Source organism: Flavobacterium kochi (assembly GCF_048286715.1).
Classification (GTDB): Bacteria; Bacteroidota; Bacteroidia; order Flavobacteriales; family Flavobacteriaceae; genus Flavobacterium.
This window is the reverse complement of record NZ_JBLVPW010000013.1, coordinates 133,927-152,258: the sequence shown is the minus strand read 5'-3', so window position 1 is coordinate 152,258 and position 18,332 is coordinate 133,927. Positions and strand designations below refer to the sequence as shown.

The window sequence follows — 18,332 nt, the reverse complement described above, 5'->3', positions numbered from 1 at the left end:
CATTTGAAGAATTAGGTATAACTTAAAAACAACTGAATAGATGGTTTCTCTGAAGAATTAGGCAATATATTATTGTGAAAATCAGTATGTTATATAATTCCTTATAATAAGTTAGATAGAATAAGTGGCGACCTTTGCAGCGGAATCGTGGCGACCTTTGTAGCGGAAGATCCATTTAGAAGAATGAAAATGAATTAAAGATAAAACAATTCGTAAATAAGCGAATTAAATTGAATTTTGAAATAAATGAATTTGAGTTTGATAAAGACAAACCTTGAGAAAGTTTAATCGCAAATGACGAAAGTTATATTTATTCTAGTTTTAAATATGTAATTGACCACACATTAATTAGACCAAGAGATTTAATTCTCTTTTTTAAACCTTTGTCGGAGTTAAAATTACCCATTCCATTAAACAAAAATGATGTAAATGTATTACTAGGAAAATATTCTGTTGAGTTTGTTAAAGAATTAAGAAATGGATTATCTGCTCATTATTCATCAAAAGACATATTTGACTTTCAATAGTTGTGTAAGTGAAGCAGTTACTTTTGGATATTTTGAAAATGAATTAAAAAAACAGGATTTTTCAGAAAATGCAAATGAATTGTTAGAATTATTATTTGATTTAATCAATTATAGGTAATATATCAATTCAAAATAAAACATATTTTAAGCATTGGGAACAAGACGACGAAATATTCACATTTAACAAAAGTCATAATATAATTCTTTACTTTAAGAAATTACTGCCAAAGAAAAAGATGAAATTAACGTCGGTTAACAGCTTCTATAATTGATTTGGGCAATTGACTTAATTTAAAACGATTTTTTTTTAAGATGTTTTGATATATCCGGACAATAGTCCTTTCTTAGTTCCAAACCACTTGTAGCATCAGAATGTTTGCGGTAATCATACAGTAAAATGAATAAATTAATAACTAAAAATAAACATTTAAGATATGGCGAAAGTGACAAAAAATGAATTAAAAAAATTTACGGTAAAATAAAAATCGTAGATAGCTTCCCTGATTATAAAGTAAAAGTTGTTGAAAGTTTTGCTGACGTAAATATAGAAATAGTTGATTCTTTTCCAAACTCGGGAAGTAAATGGAAAATTGTCGATTCTTTCCCAGATTTTAAAATAAAATATATTGATAGCTTCCGAAAGGTTAATTAAATTTATTATCTTAAATACAGAGCATATACTTTTCAAAACACCCTGAATAGTCTGACAACACAGCTGTTATTACGATTATAGCGGAAATTATCCGTACATTTGAATAAAATTTAATTTTTTTAATTATGGCTACTAAAGATTTAAAAGAAGAGAAATCGAGGTTTGACACTCGCTTACCGAAAGAAATGAAATATTTTTTTGAAAAAGCAGCACGTCTGGGTGGCTACAGAAGCCTTACCGATTTTGTAGTTCTGACAGTTCAAGAAAAAGCAAAAGAAATTATCTTAGAGAAAGAACAAATTATTGCTTCACAAAAAGATAGTGAGATATTTTTCGATGCAATTACTAATCCGCCCAAAGCAAACAAAAGTCTTGTTGACGCTGCAAACGAATACAAAGCGCTTTTGTCTAAATGAGTGAACTAACAGAAAACCTAAATTCCAATCACAGAAAAAAAGAATTTTCTTGTGGTAAAGAAATGCATGATAATTATTTACAAAACCAAGACAATCAAGACATTAAAAGAAAACTTTCTGCCTGCTTTGTAATCAATGATGAAGAAAGTAATTTATTGAAAGGTTATTATACTTTGTCAAATAATAGTATTCCTCAAAGTATGATTCCAACTGAATTTCAAAAAAAATTACCAAAATCATATGACTCGATTCCAACAACCTTACTGGGACGGTTAGCGATAGATGATAGATTTCAAGCTAAAGGAGTTGGAAAATTGTTATTGCTAGATGCATTAAAAAGGAGTTACGAAATATCTAAAAGTATTGGCTCTTTTGCTGTTATAGTTGACCCGTTGGATGAAGATGTAGTAAAATTTTATGAGAAATACGGACTTATTAATCTTCCAGATAGTGGAAAAATGTTTTTACCAATGAACACAACCCTATTTGAATAGAATGCAGTGATCATAAACACAAACACCTTTGTGAGTCCATAATTATTTTGGTTAATATGGTTACTTCGTTCCCTGCAATACTCCAATCCACCACTTGCACCCGTTCATAACTCCGTAAAATTTCTTTTTAATACCAACTTCTAAATTCCTAATTTGCGGCTTCAAATTAAAAGCATAAAATGAAGGTCTGTATTGCCGAGAAACCAAGTGTAGCACGAGAAATCGCATCCGTTTTAGGAGCCAATACCAAACATGATGGGTATTACGAAGGCAACGGCTATGCTGTAACCTACACCTTTGGCCATCTGTGTACCTTAAAAGAACCTAACGATTACAAACCCCATTGGAAAAGCTGGGATTTGAATAACCTACCCATGCTTCCCGAAAAATTCGAAACCAAAGTGGTGGAAAATTCGGGTATTCAAAAGCAATTTAAAATTATAAAAAGTTTATTTGACAAAGCTGAACTTGTTATAAACTGCGGGGATGCTGGACAAGAAGGAGAACTTATTCAGCGCTGGGTAATGAATGAAGCCAATTATAAAGGCGAAGTAAAACGACTGTGGATTTCATCCTTAACCACTGAAGCCATTAAAGAGGGTTTTGAAAACTTAAAACCATCCACCAACTACGATAATTTATACTACGCAGGCTTTTCCAGAGCCATTGGCGACTGGTTATTAGGGATGAATGCCACCCGTTTGTATACCGTAAAGCATGGCGGTTACAAACAAGTATTGTCTATTGGTCGGGTGCAAACCCCTACACTAGCCATGGTGGTGGACCGGTTTAAAGAAATTGAAAATTTTAAACCACAACCGTATTGGGAGTTGCAAACCTTATATAGAGAGACACTTTTCAGCTATGAGGAAGGACGCTTTTTGAAAAAAGAAGATGGCGAAATTCTGGCCGAAAAAGTCAAGGAAAGTGATTTTGAAATTGTTTCTGTTGAAAAAAAGAATGGCAATGAGTTTGCGCCTAAACTATTTGATTTAACAGGCTTACAGGTGTATTGCAATACAAAGTTTGGGTTTTCGGCAGATGAAACGCTTAAAATTGTTCAAACCTTGTACGAACAAAAAGTGGTTACCTACCCCAGAGTCGACACGACTTTTTTACCAAACGATATCTATCCAAAAGTACCAGGCATACTGCAAAAATTAACCAATTATGCCGCGTTGACGCAACCGCTTTTAGAAAAAAAGATTAAAAAATCGACTAAAGTTTTCAACGATAAAAAAGTAACCGATCACCATGCGATTATTCCAACGGGCATACAAACTAATTTACAATACAATCAGCAACTGGTGTATGATATTATTGTAAAGCGATTTATTGCTGTGTTTTACGACGATTGTTTGGTAGCCAATACCACGGTAATTGGAAAAGCTGCGGATGTACTGTTCAAGACCACCGGAAAAGAAATCTTAAAAAAAGGATGGCGCGTCGTTTTTGAAGACCCCAATGCAAAAGAAAAAGAAGCTGATATATTACCGAGTTTTGTTATAGGCGAAAAAGGACCGCACGAACCCTCATTTTTAGAAAAGGAAACCAAACCACCCAATCAGTTTACCGAAGCAACTTTATTACGTGCCATGGAAACCGCGGGCAAACAGGTAGACGACGAAGATTTACGCGAATTGATGAAAGAAAATGGTATTGGACGTCCATCAACACGAGCCAATATTATTGAGACCCTTTTTAAACGCCAATACATTGTTAGAAACAAAAAACAGGTATTGCCAACGCCAACGGGGATTCAATTGATTGACACCATTCAAAATGATTTAGTAAAGTCGGCTGAACTTACCGGTTCCTGGGAAAAGCAGTTGAAAGATATTGAAAAAGGAACATTTACCGCCGCTTCTTTTATTAAAAATATGAAACGCATGGTAGAAGCCCTGGTGTATGAAGTGCGAAGTGAAACCACTCGCGCCAATATTTCGCATGCAGGAAATATTCAAAAACAAGAAGCTACTGTTGAGAAAAAAAAAGCGGCTGGAATTTTGGCTGAAGCATGTCCAAAATGCAAAAAAGCGACGATTATAAAAGGAAAATCAGCTTATGGTTGTGGTGATTATAAAGCAGGCTGTACTTTTGTATTGCCCTTTGCTTTTGCAGAGAAAAAAATATCAGAGAATCAATACTTGCGATTACTTCAAAAGGGATCTACGGTAAATTTAAAAGAATTTAAAACCGACGCTGGTCCCGTGGAAGGTTTGCTTCGTTTTGATGAAAATTTTAAACTTAAACTGGAACCTAAGAAAATAGATCCAAAAGCAACATCGGATGTATTAGTCTGTCCGAAATGCAAAAAAGGAACAGTTCTTAAGGGAAACACTGCTTATGGGTGCAGCGATTATAAATCGGGCTGTGATTTTAAAGTTACTTTTGATATGGTTAGAGTTAAATTAAAAGACCAAAAAGCAACCAAAGAATTGGTTCATACTATTTTGAAAGAAAGTATCTAACACCGTTCATCGCTATTTTGGAGTAAAATTGATGTCAAATGGATCAGATTACTATTTTGGTATGATTCCATCCTTACTTACACTATTCATAAAATCAACAGCCTGCTCCTTTTGTATATTCCAAAACTAAAAAAGGGACACTATGCTATTTTTTTATACTTTAGCTCTTCAAAACAACACCAAAAATTCACACCGATGTTTCAAAAAATGACCCTTTTACTGCTTCTGTTAGCAATTGTTTCCTGTAAAAAATCAGACGCAAATGAAAAAGATAAAATCAAAGCAGCACGCTGGCTACTGGGAAGTTGGGAAAACAATTCAGCTGATGGAAATCTTTCCGAAACTTGGGAAAAAGTAAATGACAGCACCTTTCAAGCACAGTCTTATTTTATAAAAGAAAAAGACACCTTACATTTTGAAACCATAACATTAAAACAAAAAGGGGAAGAACTGACTTATAATGCAGCCGTAAAAGGACAAAACGATGACAAACCGGTTGCTTTTAAATTGACAGCTGCAACAGAAAAACAATTGGTTTTTGAAAATCCAAAACACGATTACCCTCAAAAAATCAGTTACACTCAAATTACTCCTGACAGTTTGGTTGCTAAAATTTCGGGAATCCAACAAGGAAAACCAAGTTCAGAACAATTTTCGATGAAAAAGACCAAGTAAAAAGGTATCATTTCATACTCAAATCAAAACCTTGCTTCAAAAAAGCGAGGTTTTTTTATGCCCAAAACTATGGAAATCATCCTGTTAAAATATTACTTTTAATTAGTCTAAATAATATTTGTTAAATAAAAATTAAATTTTATTTTTGCCTTATTCTTATTTATTCTAAATAAGCTTTAACGCATTTAATTTTTAACCATGAACTATTTAAAACAACGAATACCCCAATTTATTTTTCTCGTCTGTCTGTTGCTCCTTTGTATAACCACCGCTTTTGGCCAAAACTCCGGTAGCATAAAAGGAACTATTTTAACTAGCGACAACAAACCCGCTGAAGGAGTTTCGGTCTCTATAAAAGGAGCAAACAAAAATACCATTGCGGATAACAATGGAACTTTTATATTAAAAAACATATCCGAAGGGGTTCATGTCTTAAAAGTTACTTTAGTTGGGTATAATGATCTGGAGCAGGAAGTTAAAATTACAATGGGAGCAGTCACTGCAGTAGCATTACAACTTACCTTATCGAACAATGAGTTGAATCAGGTGGTGGTTTTGAGTAATAAAAGCGCTTTCAAAACGAATCGTGTTTCTTCTTCTCTTCGTTTGCAATCGCCAATTATTGAGATTCCGCAAAACATACAAGTTATAACAGGGAAACTGATCAATGATCAACAAATTTTTGATATGCTTGAAGGGGTGACCCGCAATGTAAGTGGCGCTACAAGAGTGGAACATTGGGATAATTATGCCAATATTACCATGAGAGGCAGTCAGGTAGCCGCCTTTAGAAACGGAATGAATATAAGCTCCACCTGGGGCCCACTTACGGAGGATATGAGTATGGTAGAACGTATCGAATTTGTCAAAGGCCCTGCAGGATTTATGCTCGCAAACGGTAACCCAAGTGGTTTTTACAATGTTGTTACCAAAAAACCAAGCGGACGTACCAAAGGCGAAGCCAGTTTCACGCTGGGAAGTTTTGACAGGTATAGAGGTACATTGGATTTTGATGGAAAATTGACCAAAAACGGAAAATTATTGTATCGCATTAATGTAATGGGAGAAAAGAAACAAAGTTACCGTGATTTTGATTTTAATGATCGCTACACATTTGCTCCTGTACTTAAATATTTGGCAACCGATAAAACAGCCATAACACTGGAATACACGCAGCAATTTTCTAAAATAAACGCCGTTGGTGCCAATTATGTTTTTTCGCACAGAGGATATGCTGATTTACCAAGAAGTTTCTCCACATCAGAGGATAATTTAGATCCTACAAAAATGACAGAAAGAAATATTCTTGCCATTTTAGATCATAAAATAAATGACAAATGGAAGTTTACTGCCCAAACATCCTATCTTAATTATCAACAGGAAGGAATGTCATTATGGCCTACTGGCTTTGACCCAACCAATGACGCCATTCTTAAACGCGCCGGTGGAAATTGGGATATTTTAGGAAAAATCTATGTTGGACAAGCTTTTATAAATGGTGAAGCCACAACAGGATCAGTTACCCACAAAATACTATCGGGATTGGATCTAAGTGAAAAAACATTTTTTCACGACTGGTCACAATATTTCGCTTTGCCTGATTTAGACATATACAATCCGGTCCACGGAACACTAGCCGCTTCTCCTATTTTTGACAGAAGTAAAAGACTGGAAGACAGAGATGTAAAATACCAAAACAGTTACAAAGCACTCTATGTTCAGGACGAATTGGGTTTCTTGGATAACAGACTGAGATTAACATTGGCAGGAAGGTATACCCTCCTTAAAGCGTATAATGTTTATTCCGGGGGGACCAAAAACAAAAAATTTACACCGAGAGTAGGTTTGAGTTATTCCTTTGATAAAAACACGGCCGCCTATTTTGTAAACGATCAATCTTTTAATGAGAACTACGGTACCAACTGGGAAGGCAAATCTTTTAAACCTGAAACGGGAGGTAATATAGAATTTGGCTTAAAAAGAGACTGGCTCAACGGAAAATGGAATTCAGTTGTTTCAGTCTATCAAATTACCAAAAACAATGTTCTTACATTAGATCCGGAACATTCATCCGGAACACAACAATACAGTAGAGAAAGTGGACAACAAAAAACAAAAGGATTTGAGGTAGACCTTAGAGGAGAAATATTTAAGAACCTAGATCTTATTGTTAACTATGCCTTCACGGAAGGAAAAACAACCAAAGACACTGACGAATCGCTTGTGGGAACTCAAGTGGCAGGAACTACAAGGCATATCCAAAATGCCTGGTTGAATTATAAAATAGATAGAGGGCCACTAAACGGAGTTGGTTTTTCATTAGGATACCAATACCAGGTAAAAAGAGCACCCTGGTATATTTCGCCTGATAACAGCGGAATGCTTCCCGACTATTTCCGATTGGACGGAGGCGTTACCTACCAAAAAAACAAAATATCAGTCAACCTTGTTATCAATAATATTTTGAACAAATACCTGTATTCCGGAGGATATTATAGCTATAGCGACATGTATTACTGGCAAACAGAAGCCGGAACCAACATGCGCCTATCTGTTGGGTATAAATTTTAGAGTTAGTTAGTTTTGTTTGTTTGTTTAACTAAACTCCTCATTTCGGTGGGGAGTTTTATCCATTTTTAATGAAAAATAATAATTTTAAAAAAGGGATTGGAAAAATACATTTATGGCTGGGTTTATCGTCAGGTATAATTGTTTTTATAATTGCCATAACGGGCTGTTTGTATACTTTTCAGGAAGAAATACAAAATATCACTGAAGAATATCGCTTTGTAAAAGAACAGAATAAAGCTTTTTTACCTCCTTCAAAATTAGCTGTAATTGCTAAAAAAGAACTTCCTGATAAACTACTCCATGCTATAAAATATAATGAAAAAAATAATGCTGCAGCAGCTGAATTTTATCATCACCAACCCACCTATTACTACACAGTCTTTATAAACCCTTATACAGGAAAAGTTTTGAAAACAATAAACAATGTGGAAGGATTCTTTCCTTTTATACTGGACGGGCATTTCTATCTTTGGCTGCCTCATAAAATTGGACAGACCGTCGTGGCATCGGCAACATTAGTATTTCTGACACTGCTGGTTTCGGGTTTAATTCTTTGGTATCCCAAAAATAAAAATGCGGCAAAACAGCGCTTTTGGTTTAAATGGAAAAAAGGAACAAAGTGGAAAAGAAAAAATTACGATTTGCACAATATTACCGGTTTTTATGTGCTTATAATCGGAATTATTTTCGCCATTACGGGTTTGGTATGGGGATTTCAATGGTTTGCATACTCTTATTATAAAGTATCCGGCGGTGAAAAATCATTACTATATCAAGAACCTCTTTCCAAAATAAATACAAACACAGCAGCTAGTGCAATCGCAAACCCGTTGGATAAAGTCTGGCATACAATGCAAAAAGAATATCCTCAGGCAGAATCAATTGAAATACATCCGCCAGAAAAGGCTGCTTCACCAATAGCTGCCAATGCGAATTCAGATAAAGGAACCTATTGGAAAATAGACTACCGTTATTTTGATCAATACAGTCTAAAAGAAATGAATGTTTCACATCTGTGGGGCAGACAGAAAGAAGCTAAAATTGCTGACAACCTCATGAAAATGAATTATGACATTCACACAGGTGCAGTATTAGGTTTACCCGGAAAAATAGCTGCATTCCTATTTAGCCTGCTCATTGGGAGCCTTCCAATATCCGGATTCTATGTCTGGTGGGGACGAAATAAAAAAAAGAAAAAAGGAACAGCAGCAAAGGCTTAAATCAGTATCGAAAAGCATAATTGAAAAATTTAGCGTACTTGCTTTAAACCTTTCAATTCTTTTTTTATCTAATGATAATAATTTAAAAAAATCCGTTGTGCTTTTTTGAATTAGAATAGCGCAGCAAGCAGACCAATATAAAATAAAAAAAAATTTAATTCACAAAAATTTAAACTGCACTGATAAAAATTCCTCTTTAATAGGGTAAATAATAATTGCTATTATAATATTAATTTTTACATTTGCGCTATTTTTATTTATTCTAAATAACTAATTAATTAAAAAACACACTTCCACTATCAGTAAGAACCTTTATAAAAAATTTATGAAAAAGAATCTTTTTATTTCTTTTGCCTTAGTCGCTACTTTATTTGCCAGTGCACAGCAAAAAAACACCCTTTTGGAGCAGTCTTTCTGGAAAACAGCTCCAGATGTAAACGCAGTTAAAGCTGAAATAGCCAAAGGAAACAGCCCGTCAGCATCAACCCCAAATGCTTTTGATGTAACTGTTATGGCAATTAATAATGATGCGCCTGCGGCCACCATAAAATTTTTATTAGAACAACCCGGAAATGAAGTTACCAAACCAACACACGACAATCGCATTTATTTGCACTGGGCGGCTACTAAAGGAAATATCGAAATCATAGAATACCTTATAGCCAAAGGGTCGGACATTAACCTGGAAGACAGCCAAGGTACCTCCCCAATTACACTCGCGGCCAATAGTGGTCAAACCAATACCGCCGTTTACGACGCTTTTTTAAAAGCTGGAATAGACCCTAAGAAAAAATACAGAGATGGTGTAAACCTGTTGCTTATGGCGATACCTTTTGACAAAAACCTCGCCCTTTCCAACTATTTTATTGGAAAAGGAATGTCACTTACAGCTACTGATAATGATGGTAATACTGCATTTAATTATGCCGCCAGAACAGGTAATGTAGCCCTTTTAAAAACGTTATTAGAAAAAGGTGTACCATACAATGATAATGCGCTACTTATTGCAGCGCAAGGTTCCCGCAGGGAGGCAAATACTATGGAAACCTACAAATATTTGGTAGAGGAATTAAAAATGAAACCGACTGCAACCAGCAAAACAGGAGAAACTGTTCTTCATTTTCTAGTAAGTAAACCTAAGCAAACTGAAATTATCAACTACTTTTTAGCCAAAGGAACAGATATCAATAAAGCCGATAACGACGGTAATACTGCCTTAATGAACGCTGCCGCGGCCAGAGAAATTAGTGCTTTGGAACTGTTATTGCCAATTGTAAAAAATAACAATCTGCAAAACAGCAAAGGGCATTCCGCATTAACGATGGCTGTGAAGTCAGGAACTCCTGAAGCAGTAGCTCTTCTTTTAAGTAAAGGTGCGGCTCTAAATGTTCAGGACAAAGATGGAAACAACCTGGGATATTACCTAATACAGTCGTACAGACCGCAAATGGGAATGGGTCGTGGACCGGAAGCAGCAAATGCACCAAAACAAGATCCTTTTGCCGCTAAAATAAAATTGCTTCAGGACAAAGGATTAAACTTAGCCAGTCCCCAAAAAGACGGAAGTACGCTGTACCACTTCGCTGTAGCCAAAAACGATTTAACTTTACTAAAAAAAATTGCTGATTTAAACATCGATGTAAACGTTAAAAATAAAGATGGCTTAACCGCTTTGCACAAAGCAGCGATGATTTCTAAAGACGATACGATCTTAAAATACCTGGTGTCTATGGGTGCCAAAAAAGACATTAATACCGATTTTGACGAAAGCACCTACGCCTTGGCAAAAGAAAATGAGTCTCTAACAAAAAACAATATATCTCTAGAATTTTTAAAATAACACTATGAAGTCAATAATTAAAATAGGTCTTACAGCTGCGCTACTATGCGTCATATCTTTCCAAGCAGCCGCACAAACAAGTAAATACAAATGCATGCTTCAAATGTCCAACTATATGGGAGAAGGTGCTTACATTGTCGTTTCACTTGTAAACGCCAAAGGCGAATACGACAAAACGCTTTATGTAATGGGTGATGATAAAAAATGGTACAAAACACTTAAAGAATGGCATAAATTCTATTCTAAAAAACCTACGGATATCAGTGCCAAAACAGGAGCTTCAGCAACTGGTGGTGACCGCAGTATAACCACAATAGAAATTGAAGATTCCAAAATTAACAAAGGCTATAAATTGCGATTTGAAACAGCAGTAGAAGATCAAAAATATTACGTAAATGATATTGAGATTCCTCTTACTACCCAGGGAATTGCTGAAAAAACAGAAGGTAAAGGGTATATTCGCTACGTAAGATTAAACAAAATCTAATAGATTACATCAATGACTCTTTCTTTTTGGCGTTACACACACTTGGCTTTGGCTGTGTTTTCTTCTTTATTTTTACTACTGGCATCGGCAACTGGTGTTGTACTTGCAATAGATGCAATTCAGCAGAAAGTACCGCCCTATCGAGTGGAAAATTTCGAAAAAATAACGCTGGGAGAAACCTTGCCTGTACTGCGCAAAACCTATCCCGAAATAACTGAATTAAGTGTTGACCACAATCAATTTGTAACACTGCAGGGTATTGATCGGGAAGATAATGATATCAATGCCTATATTGACCCCAGAACAGGGAAAATACTAGGTACACCTATCAAAAAAAGTGATTTTATCCAATGGGTTACGGCGCTTCATCGCTCTTTATTTCTTAAAGAAACGGGGCGTTTTTTTGTTGGAATTATTTCCTTTTTGTTAGTATTGATTTCCATTTCGGGTTTTGCCCTTGTTCTTAACAGGCAAAGAGGCTTACGCAATTTCTTTTCTAAAGTCATCAAAGACTATTTTGCTCAATATTACCATGTTGTATTGGGTAGATTGGCGCTCATTCCGATTCTGATTATTGCAGTTTCCGGAACTTATTTATCCCTGGAAAGGTTTAACTTTTTCATGGAGACAAAAGCAAATCCAGAAGAAAAAACTACAGTTTTAGGACGTTCTCCTATTTCAAAAGACAGTGCTGACTCGTCTGTATTTAAAAATACGCTACTGGCTGATGTTCAAGAAATTGAATTCCCTTTTTCGGATGATCCCGAAGAATATTATAACATTAAATTAAAAGACCGTGAAATCGAAGTCGATCAAATTTCAGGTGCTATTGTAAGCGAATCTCGCTTTCCGATGACCACCCAATTATCCGATCTAAGTCTCGATTTGCATACCGGGAGAGCGAGTATCTTTTGGGCTGTAATACTGGGAATTGCCGCTGTAAACATTCTGTTTTTTATCTACTCGGGTTTTGCCATGACGCTAAAGCGAAGATCAAGTCGCATTAAAAACAAGCACAAAGCCGAAGACAGCAAATTTATTTTACTGGTAGGATCGGAGAATGGCAGTTCGCTCCGATTTGCCAATGCTATTCATAAGCAATTGCTTGGTAACGGGCAAAAAGCACATCTTACGGAACTTAATAATTATGCTGTTTTTCCCAAAGCAGAACACCTTATCCTATTTACTTCAACCCACGGACTGGGGGATCCTCCTTCTAATGCAGGCAAATTTTTATCACTTGTCAGCAAATACGAGCAGCAGCAAAAAATCAATGTTTCAGTGGCAGGTTTTGGTTCTCAAGCTTATCCTGATTTTTGTGGTTTTGCGCGGGAAATTGATCTCTTCTTGGCAAAACAAAACTGGGCTGAACGCCTTTTAGAATTACAAACCATAAATGACAAATCTGCTGAAGAATTTGTAGGTTGGGTAAAATTATGGGGGCAGAAAACAGGAATTCCTCTTTCCACTACCCCATCATTATACAACCATGTTCCAAAAGGAGTACAAAAACTAATGGTACTGGAAAAAACGGCCATTTCTGATACCGAACATACATTTTTACTCACGCTGCGTGCTCGTATGAATGCGAAATTCAATTCAGGAGATTTATTAGCTGTCTATCCGGCAAACGATGTAAGAGAACGTCTCTACTCTATAGGAAATCATAACGGCAACATACAATTAGTGGTAAAACTGCATCCTTCTGGTTTAGGGTCAGGTTATTTGTATGGCGTGGAACCGGGTTCGATCATAAAAGCACGCATCATCAGGAACAATGCTTTTCACTTCCCAAAAAAGACATCTAACGTAGCTCTAATTTCCAACGGGACCGGTATCGCCCCTTTTCTTGGAATGATCGAGCAAAACAAGAAAAAAACAGTAATTCATTTGTATTGTGGCTTTCGACAGGAAACAGAGACCGTTTTAGGATATAAAAAATTTGCCTCTGACAGAATTCAAAAACAACAACTTAAAAGTTTTCATTTGGCTTTATCCCGTGAAGGGAACCATTATCATGTTATGGATCTTATAAAACGAGATGCTGATTTTTTTATTGATTTACTATTGCAGGGAGGAGTTGTAATGATTTGCGGTTCACTTGCGATGCAAAGAGACGTAGAATCTGTACTTGATGCGCTATGTCTTGGCAAAACAGCTAGAAGCGTTTCTGAGTATAAAGCCAACGGACAGGTACTAACGGATTGTTATTAGTAGCGATTCTTCTCCCGTCCTCTCCAAAAGATTGCTTCGTTCCTGGCAATAACCAGGAGCCAAAACCGGATTGAAACAGTATCTTTTTTTGTGCAACCGTTTGAATTATTCATTGCGCTGCGTAAGTGATGGTAGTGGAGCTCCTATCAGTTTTTTTACTTTTGATAAAAAATCTGGCACGTACAGCATGACCATAGTTTTTAGGGTGGGCGCGCCTCCACGAACTTTAGCAAACTGACGAAGTAAATGAACCAAACCACAATATTTAAAAACAACCTATATGACAGCGAAATACCCGTTTCTATTTCTTTTTTTAATTGTCTGCAACATCACCAGCAGTGCACAAACACTAAGAAAAAGAACCACTATGCTTATGGGTGGTCGCTTTGACATTACCATTGTAGCCATAGATTCGCTGGCGGCAGAACAAAATATAACTATCATTATTGCAGAAATTACAAGAATAGAAAATTTGATATCCGACTGGAAATCGGACTCGCAAGTATCCAAAGTGAACCAAAATGCGGGTATTCAACCGGTGAGGGTAGATAGAGAAGTTTTTGAATTAACACAAAGGGCAATTCGATTTTCAGAAGTAACCAATGGCGGTTTTGACATCAGTTTTGCGGCGATGGATAAAATCTGGAAGTTTGACGGGTCCATGACAGCGATGCCTTCTGAGAAAGCCATTAAGAAATCAGTAGAAAAAGTAGGTTATAAAAATATAATCCTGGACAGTGTTCAATCCACCATTTTTTTAAAACTAAAAGGTATGAAAATTGGATTTGGAGCATTAGGAGAAGGATATGCAACCGATAAATGCCGGGATATGATGATCTCAAAAGGGATCAAAGCCGGGATTATAAATGGATCGGGCGATATGAGCACTTGGGGAAAACAGCCCAATGGAAAGAATTGGAACATTGGTATTACCAATCCCATCCATCCTGATAAACTTTTAGCTGTTGTTCCATTACAGGAAGATGCGGTAACCACTTCGGGCAGCTATGAAAAATTTGTTGTTTTTGACGGCAAGCGCTATTCGCATATCATCAATCCAGCGACGGGTTATCCTGCTACAGGCTTATGCAGTGTGACGATTTTTGGACCGAATGCAGAAACTGCAAATGGCTTAAGTACCTCCTTAATGGTATTAGGAAAAACATCAGGGCTACTTTTACTCAACAAATACCCTGATTATAGTTGCCTCATGATTACGGACGATGGTAAAGTCGTGAAATCAAAAAACTTCCGAATCAAAAAATTTAAGGCCCGACTTTAATTACTTTGGTCTTAATTCTCCTTTTTAAACTTACTCGGTAAATAAGAGAATGATAGTACCGACTAAAAAGACTTTTTTCTTGTCATTTTAGCTGTACTATTTTTTTTGATAAAATCCGCGCCTATCCTTTAAATCCGCGCTACAGAAAAATTAACTCACAAAGCCAACTTCCTTTAACAAAATTTAACATAAAAAATGATCTTCAGCCTCTTTTGAGAGAAAGAATTTCAGATTTTACGGGGTCAAAAAAAAAGAATATTAACAAGAAAAAGACCTGAACTAAGAAGTTATCTGCAAAAAAAGCAGTTTAATAAAAACATAAAAAATTGAAATACAATTAGTTAAATATATCTTTAATTTTTATTAATATTTAATCTAAATAAGTTTTGCAAATCCATACTTCGGTTTTATATTTGCATCGTTATTTTTAATTATTCCAAATAAACAATCATGAAATATATTTTACTCCCAACATTAACCCTATTATTTAGTCTATCCTGTTTAGCACAAGAATCAGCAAATGCTTCTGATGATAAAAATTATGATGAAACTACATCTTCAGGATTTGATACTATAAAAAACAAAAGAGGAGGAGCCCTTAAAGAAGTTATCATTACAGTCAACAAAGAGAAAAAGCCAATAACAGCCTTACGTTCCGGATTAAAGCCAATGGATGTACCACAAAGCGTACAAATTATTGATGCTGAAATTATTGGACAACAACAAGCCATCCGTTTGAGTGAAGTACTGAAAAATGCAAATGGTGTATATGTTGGTTCTGCCCGTGGTGGAGCTCAGGAATCCTTTTTCTCAAGAGGATATGATATGTCTGCCAATAATATGTTTAAAAATGGTTTTCGTTATAATGCAGGATCTATTCCTGAGGTTTCTTCTTTAGATAAGGTAGAATTCCTAAAAGGTGGCTCTGCCTTATTATATGGAAACGTTGCTCCTGGAGGAATATTAAATTTAGTAACGAAAACGCCTCAATTTACTAAAGGAGGAGAAATTAGTATGCAGGCAGGAAGTTATGCTTACTACAAACCAACCATTGATTTTTACGGCCCTCTAAACAAATCTATCGCCTATAGATTCACCGGTTCTTATGAAAATTCAGAAAGCTTTAGAGATGTGGTAAAAAACGAACGTTTTTATATTAACCCATCATTCTTATTCAAAATAAGTGATAAAACTCAAATTACAGCGCAAGGTGATTATTTAAGTGCTGATTGGACTCCTGATTTTGGAACTGGAATAATTGGTAAAACCATTTTAGATTTACCCCGCAACAATTTTTATGGAGCACTTTGGTCAACTGGAAATACAAAATCTGCTAGTGCTTCGGTATTATTAAACCATGATTTCAACAAAAACTGGAGACTTAATTTCAATACTTCGTTTCAAAATTATGACAGAAGTTCTAAATCAACGGCCCAGTTGTCAAATTTAGATACTTACCCGGTTTATGGTGACTGGAAAAGAGGATTGGTGCAGAATAAAAACTTAGAACAAATATTTGCAGACCAATTGAGTTTACAGGGAACCTTTAATACAGGAAGCATCAAGCACCAGGTATTTACAGGGGTAGATTATGAAAATTCTTTCGCGACAGCATATACCTATGCTTTTTATGCCAGTCCAACTTCTACAACAGCTATTACTACGGAAAGCACTCCTATAAACCTTTTCACCTATGACCCTAGCACCCAGAGTAAAACTGCACCATACTCTAGAGCGACTCAATTTGTATATACAGACACCCAACGTTTTGGAGTCTATGCACAAGATTTAATTTCTTTTACAGACAAAATCAAGCTTTTAGCAGGATTGCGTTGGTCTTGGCAACAATCACAGGCAGACACCCATAACTTAACCAAAAATCCAGTAACTATTGCAGAAGGTAAAAAACGTTTAGACAATGCTTTTTCTCCAAAAATTGGATTAGTGTTCCAACCACAAAGAGATATGTCTTTGTTTGCCAGTTATTCCACCTCATTTACACCAAATACAGGAACAACAGTTGATTTACAACCAATAAAACCTTCTATTATTGACCAATACGAAGCAGGTGTTAAAAAGGATTTTTGGAGAGGTACTTTAAGTACAAACATTACTCTCTATCAAATTACCAATAGTAATTTAGCTCAAACTGCCGAATTTAAAGCGGACGGAGTTACTTTAAATACAGACACAACCGTTAAGGTTTTAAGTGGAGCAACTAAAAGTAAAGGAGTTGAAATTGATATTACCGCCAGACCTACTGAAGGGTTGAGTATCATTGCAGGTTATAGTTATAATGACATGAGATATTCAAAAACTTCAGGATTAAATGGAAGTTTCATTGTAGGGGATCGTGTAGCAAGAACACCAGCCAATACAGCCAATTTAAGTTTTTTCTATACATTGCAAACAGGAGCATTAAAAGGAGTGTCTCTTGGAGCAATAGGAAACTATATTGGCAAACGTGTTGGAGGCTGGAACAGCCAATATGATTCTACCAAACCGAATGGAATTTGGGACAGAGAAATTCCGTTAGAAGGCTACACAACAATTGACGTATCTGCAGGGTATACCTGGAAGAAATTCTCTATCTTGTGCAAACTATCAAACATTACAAACGAATTGAATTATACCGTACACGAAAATTACAGTGTAAACCCAATTGCACCACGTCAAGTATTGACAAGCTTAAAATATAAATTCTAAAACCTAGATTTGGTTTTATTTCATCCAAAACTTTTTCTGCCAATTTCATTTTTTTGAAAAGCAGAAAAAGTTTTTGGTTTTATCAAAATAAAAGTCTTTTTTACAAAAAAATAAAAAACAGTCTCCCCTTATAAAATTAAAAATCATGAAAAAAATCAACTTCAGAAATTTACACCGCGATTTAGGCTATTTCTATATCGGATTAATTGTTTCCTTTGCCTTTTCAGGGCTAATGATGAACCACAGGGAATCCTGGCATCCCGAGAAATATACGGTCGAAACAAAAGCCATTGCAGTGCAATTACCCGAAGAAAGCGAAATCAATGAAAAATTTGCTGAAGATTTAGGAAAAAAACTAGGCATCGATGACAAAATGAGACGTCAGATGGTAAAAAAAGGAACGTTTAAAATTTCTTTTGAAAAACACGATGTAGAAATTGATATGAAAACAGGAAAAGGTGAAATTGTATCCTTTGAAAAAACACCTGTCATTAGCCAATCCATGGGCTTACATAAAAACAACTCTAATTTTTGGATTTATTATTCTGATATTTTTGCATTGAGTTTAATCACCATTGCATTGACCGGAACAATAATGATTAAAGCTGGAAAATTCAGCTGGAAAAACAGAGGCTGGAAACTGGCGGTAGCCGGAGTTGTATTCCCTCTGTTATTTTTGATTCTATTTGGTTAAACTACACCTTTAAAAAATTAACAAACCTCGTTTAGAAATAGACGGGGTTTTTTGTTATAAAAGAAAGTGCATTTTAACTATAT

The 18,332-nt window shown here is 35.6% G+C and carries 14 protein-coding genes; all 14 read left to right on the top strand.

What is annotated here, in order from left to right; all coding sequences use genetic code 11:
* Positions 1-477: 477 nt before the first annotated feature.
* The 14 genes from ACNQGH_RS13145 (at position 478) to ACNQGH_RS13085 (ending at position 18,249) form a co-directional block, all read left to right on the top strand.
* On the top strand, positions 478-645 hold the full coding sequence (locus ACNQGH_RS13145; protein WP_417956471.1) for a hypothetical protein: 168 nt from the start codon (positions 478-480) through the stop codon (positions 643-645).
* 339 nt (positions 646-984) lie between these two features.
* Positions 985-1,179, top strand: coding sequence for a 7(1) septoil knot domain-containing protein (locus tag ACNQGH_RS21895; protein ID WP_470303887.1), 195 nt, complete (start codon positions 985-987; stop codon positions 1,177-1,179).
* A gap of 125 nt (positions 1,180-1,304) precedes the next feature.
* The gene (locus ACNQGH_RS13140; protein WP_417956470.1) at positions 1,305-1,595 is read left to right on the top strand and encodes a type II toxin-antitoxin system TacA family antitoxin; all 291 of its coding nucleotides are present in this window, start codon (positions 1,305-1,307) and stop codon (positions 1,593-1,595) included.
* Positions 1,592-2,089 carry a GNAT family N-acetyltransferase gene (locus ACNQGH_RS13135; RefSeq protein ID WP_417956469.1) on the top strand — a complete coding sequence of 166 codons (498 nt, stop codon included), beginning with the start codon at positions 1,592-1,594 and terminating at the stop codon, positions 2,087-2,089. Before ACNQGH_RS13140 ends, ACNQGH_RS13135 begins: the two co-directional genes overlap by 4 nt.
* Before the next feature lie 179 nt (positions 2,090-2,268).
* Entirely contained in the window at positions 2,269-4,560 is a 2,292-nt protein-coding gene (locus ACNQGH_RS13130) for a DNA topoisomerase 3 (RefSeq protein WP_417956468.1), read from the top strand.
* A 207-nt stretch (positions 4,561-4,767) separates the two neighbouring features.
* On the top strand, positions 4,768-5,235 hold the full coding sequence (locus ACNQGH_RS13125; RefSeq protein ID WP_417956467.1) for a DUF6265 family protein: 468 nt from the start codon (positions 4,768-4,770) through the stop codon (positions 5,233-5,235).
* A gap of 198 nt (positions 5,236-5,433) precedes the next feature.
* Positions 5,434-7,806: a TonB-dependent siderophore receptor gene (locus ACNQGH_RS13120; RefSeq protein WP_417956466.1), complete on the top strand. Its 2,373-nt coding sequence runs from the start codon at positions 5,434-5,436 to the stop codon at positions 7,804-7,806.
* 68 nt (positions 7,807-7,874) lie between these two features.
* Positions 7,875-9,026, top strand: a complete 1,152-nt coding sequence (locus ACNQGH_RS13115; RefSeq protein ID WP_417956465.1) for a PepSY-associated TM helix domain-containing protein — start codon at positions 7,875-7,877, stop codon at positions 9,024-9,026.
* A gap of 325 nt (positions 9,027-9,351) precedes the next feature.
* Positions 9,352-10,866, top strand: coding sequence for an ankyrin repeat domain-containing protein (locus tag ACNQGH_RS13110; protein WP_417956464.1), 1,515 nt, complete (start codon positions 9,352-9,354; stop codon positions 10,864-10,866).
* Positions 10,867-10,870: 4 nt separating this feature from the next.
* The gene (locus tag ACNQGH_RS13105) at positions 10,871-11,353 is read left to right on the top strand and encodes a DUF2271 domain-containing protein (RefSeq protein ID WP_417956463.1); all 483 of its coding nucleotides are present in this window, start codon (positions 10,871-10,873) and stop codon (positions 11,351-11,353) included.
* A gap of 12 nt (positions 11,354-11,365) precedes the next feature.
* Positions 11,366-13,567: a PepSY domain-containing protein gene (locus ACNQGH_RS13100; protein WP_417956462.1), complete on the top strand. Its 2,202-nt coding sequence runs from the start codon at positions 11,366-11,368 to the stop codon at positions 13,565-13,567.
* A 280-nt stretch (positions 13,568-13,847) separates the two neighbouring features.
* Positions 13,848-14,849: an FAD:protein FMN transferase gene (locus ACNQGH_RS13095; RefSeq protein WP_417956461.1), complete on the top strand. Its 1,002-nt coding sequence runs from the start codon at positions 13,848-13,850 to the stop codon at positions 14,847-14,849.
* A 450-nt stretch (positions 14,850-15,299) separates the two neighbouring features.
* A complete protein-coding gene (locus ACNQGH_RS13090; RefSeq protein ID WP_417956460.1) occupies positions 15,300-17,555 on the top strand; it encodes a TonB-dependent siderophore receptor in 2,256 nt (751 codons plus the stop codon).
* A gap of 145 nt (positions 17,556-17,700) precedes the next feature.
* Positions 17,701-18,249 (top strand): PepSY-associated TM helix domain-containing protein, encoded by a 549-nt coding sequence (locus tag ACNQGH_RS13085; protein ID WP_417956459.1) that lies wholly within the window; start codon positions 17,701-17,703, stop codon positions 18,247-18,249.
* Positions 18,250-18,332 lie beyond the last annotated feature (83 nt).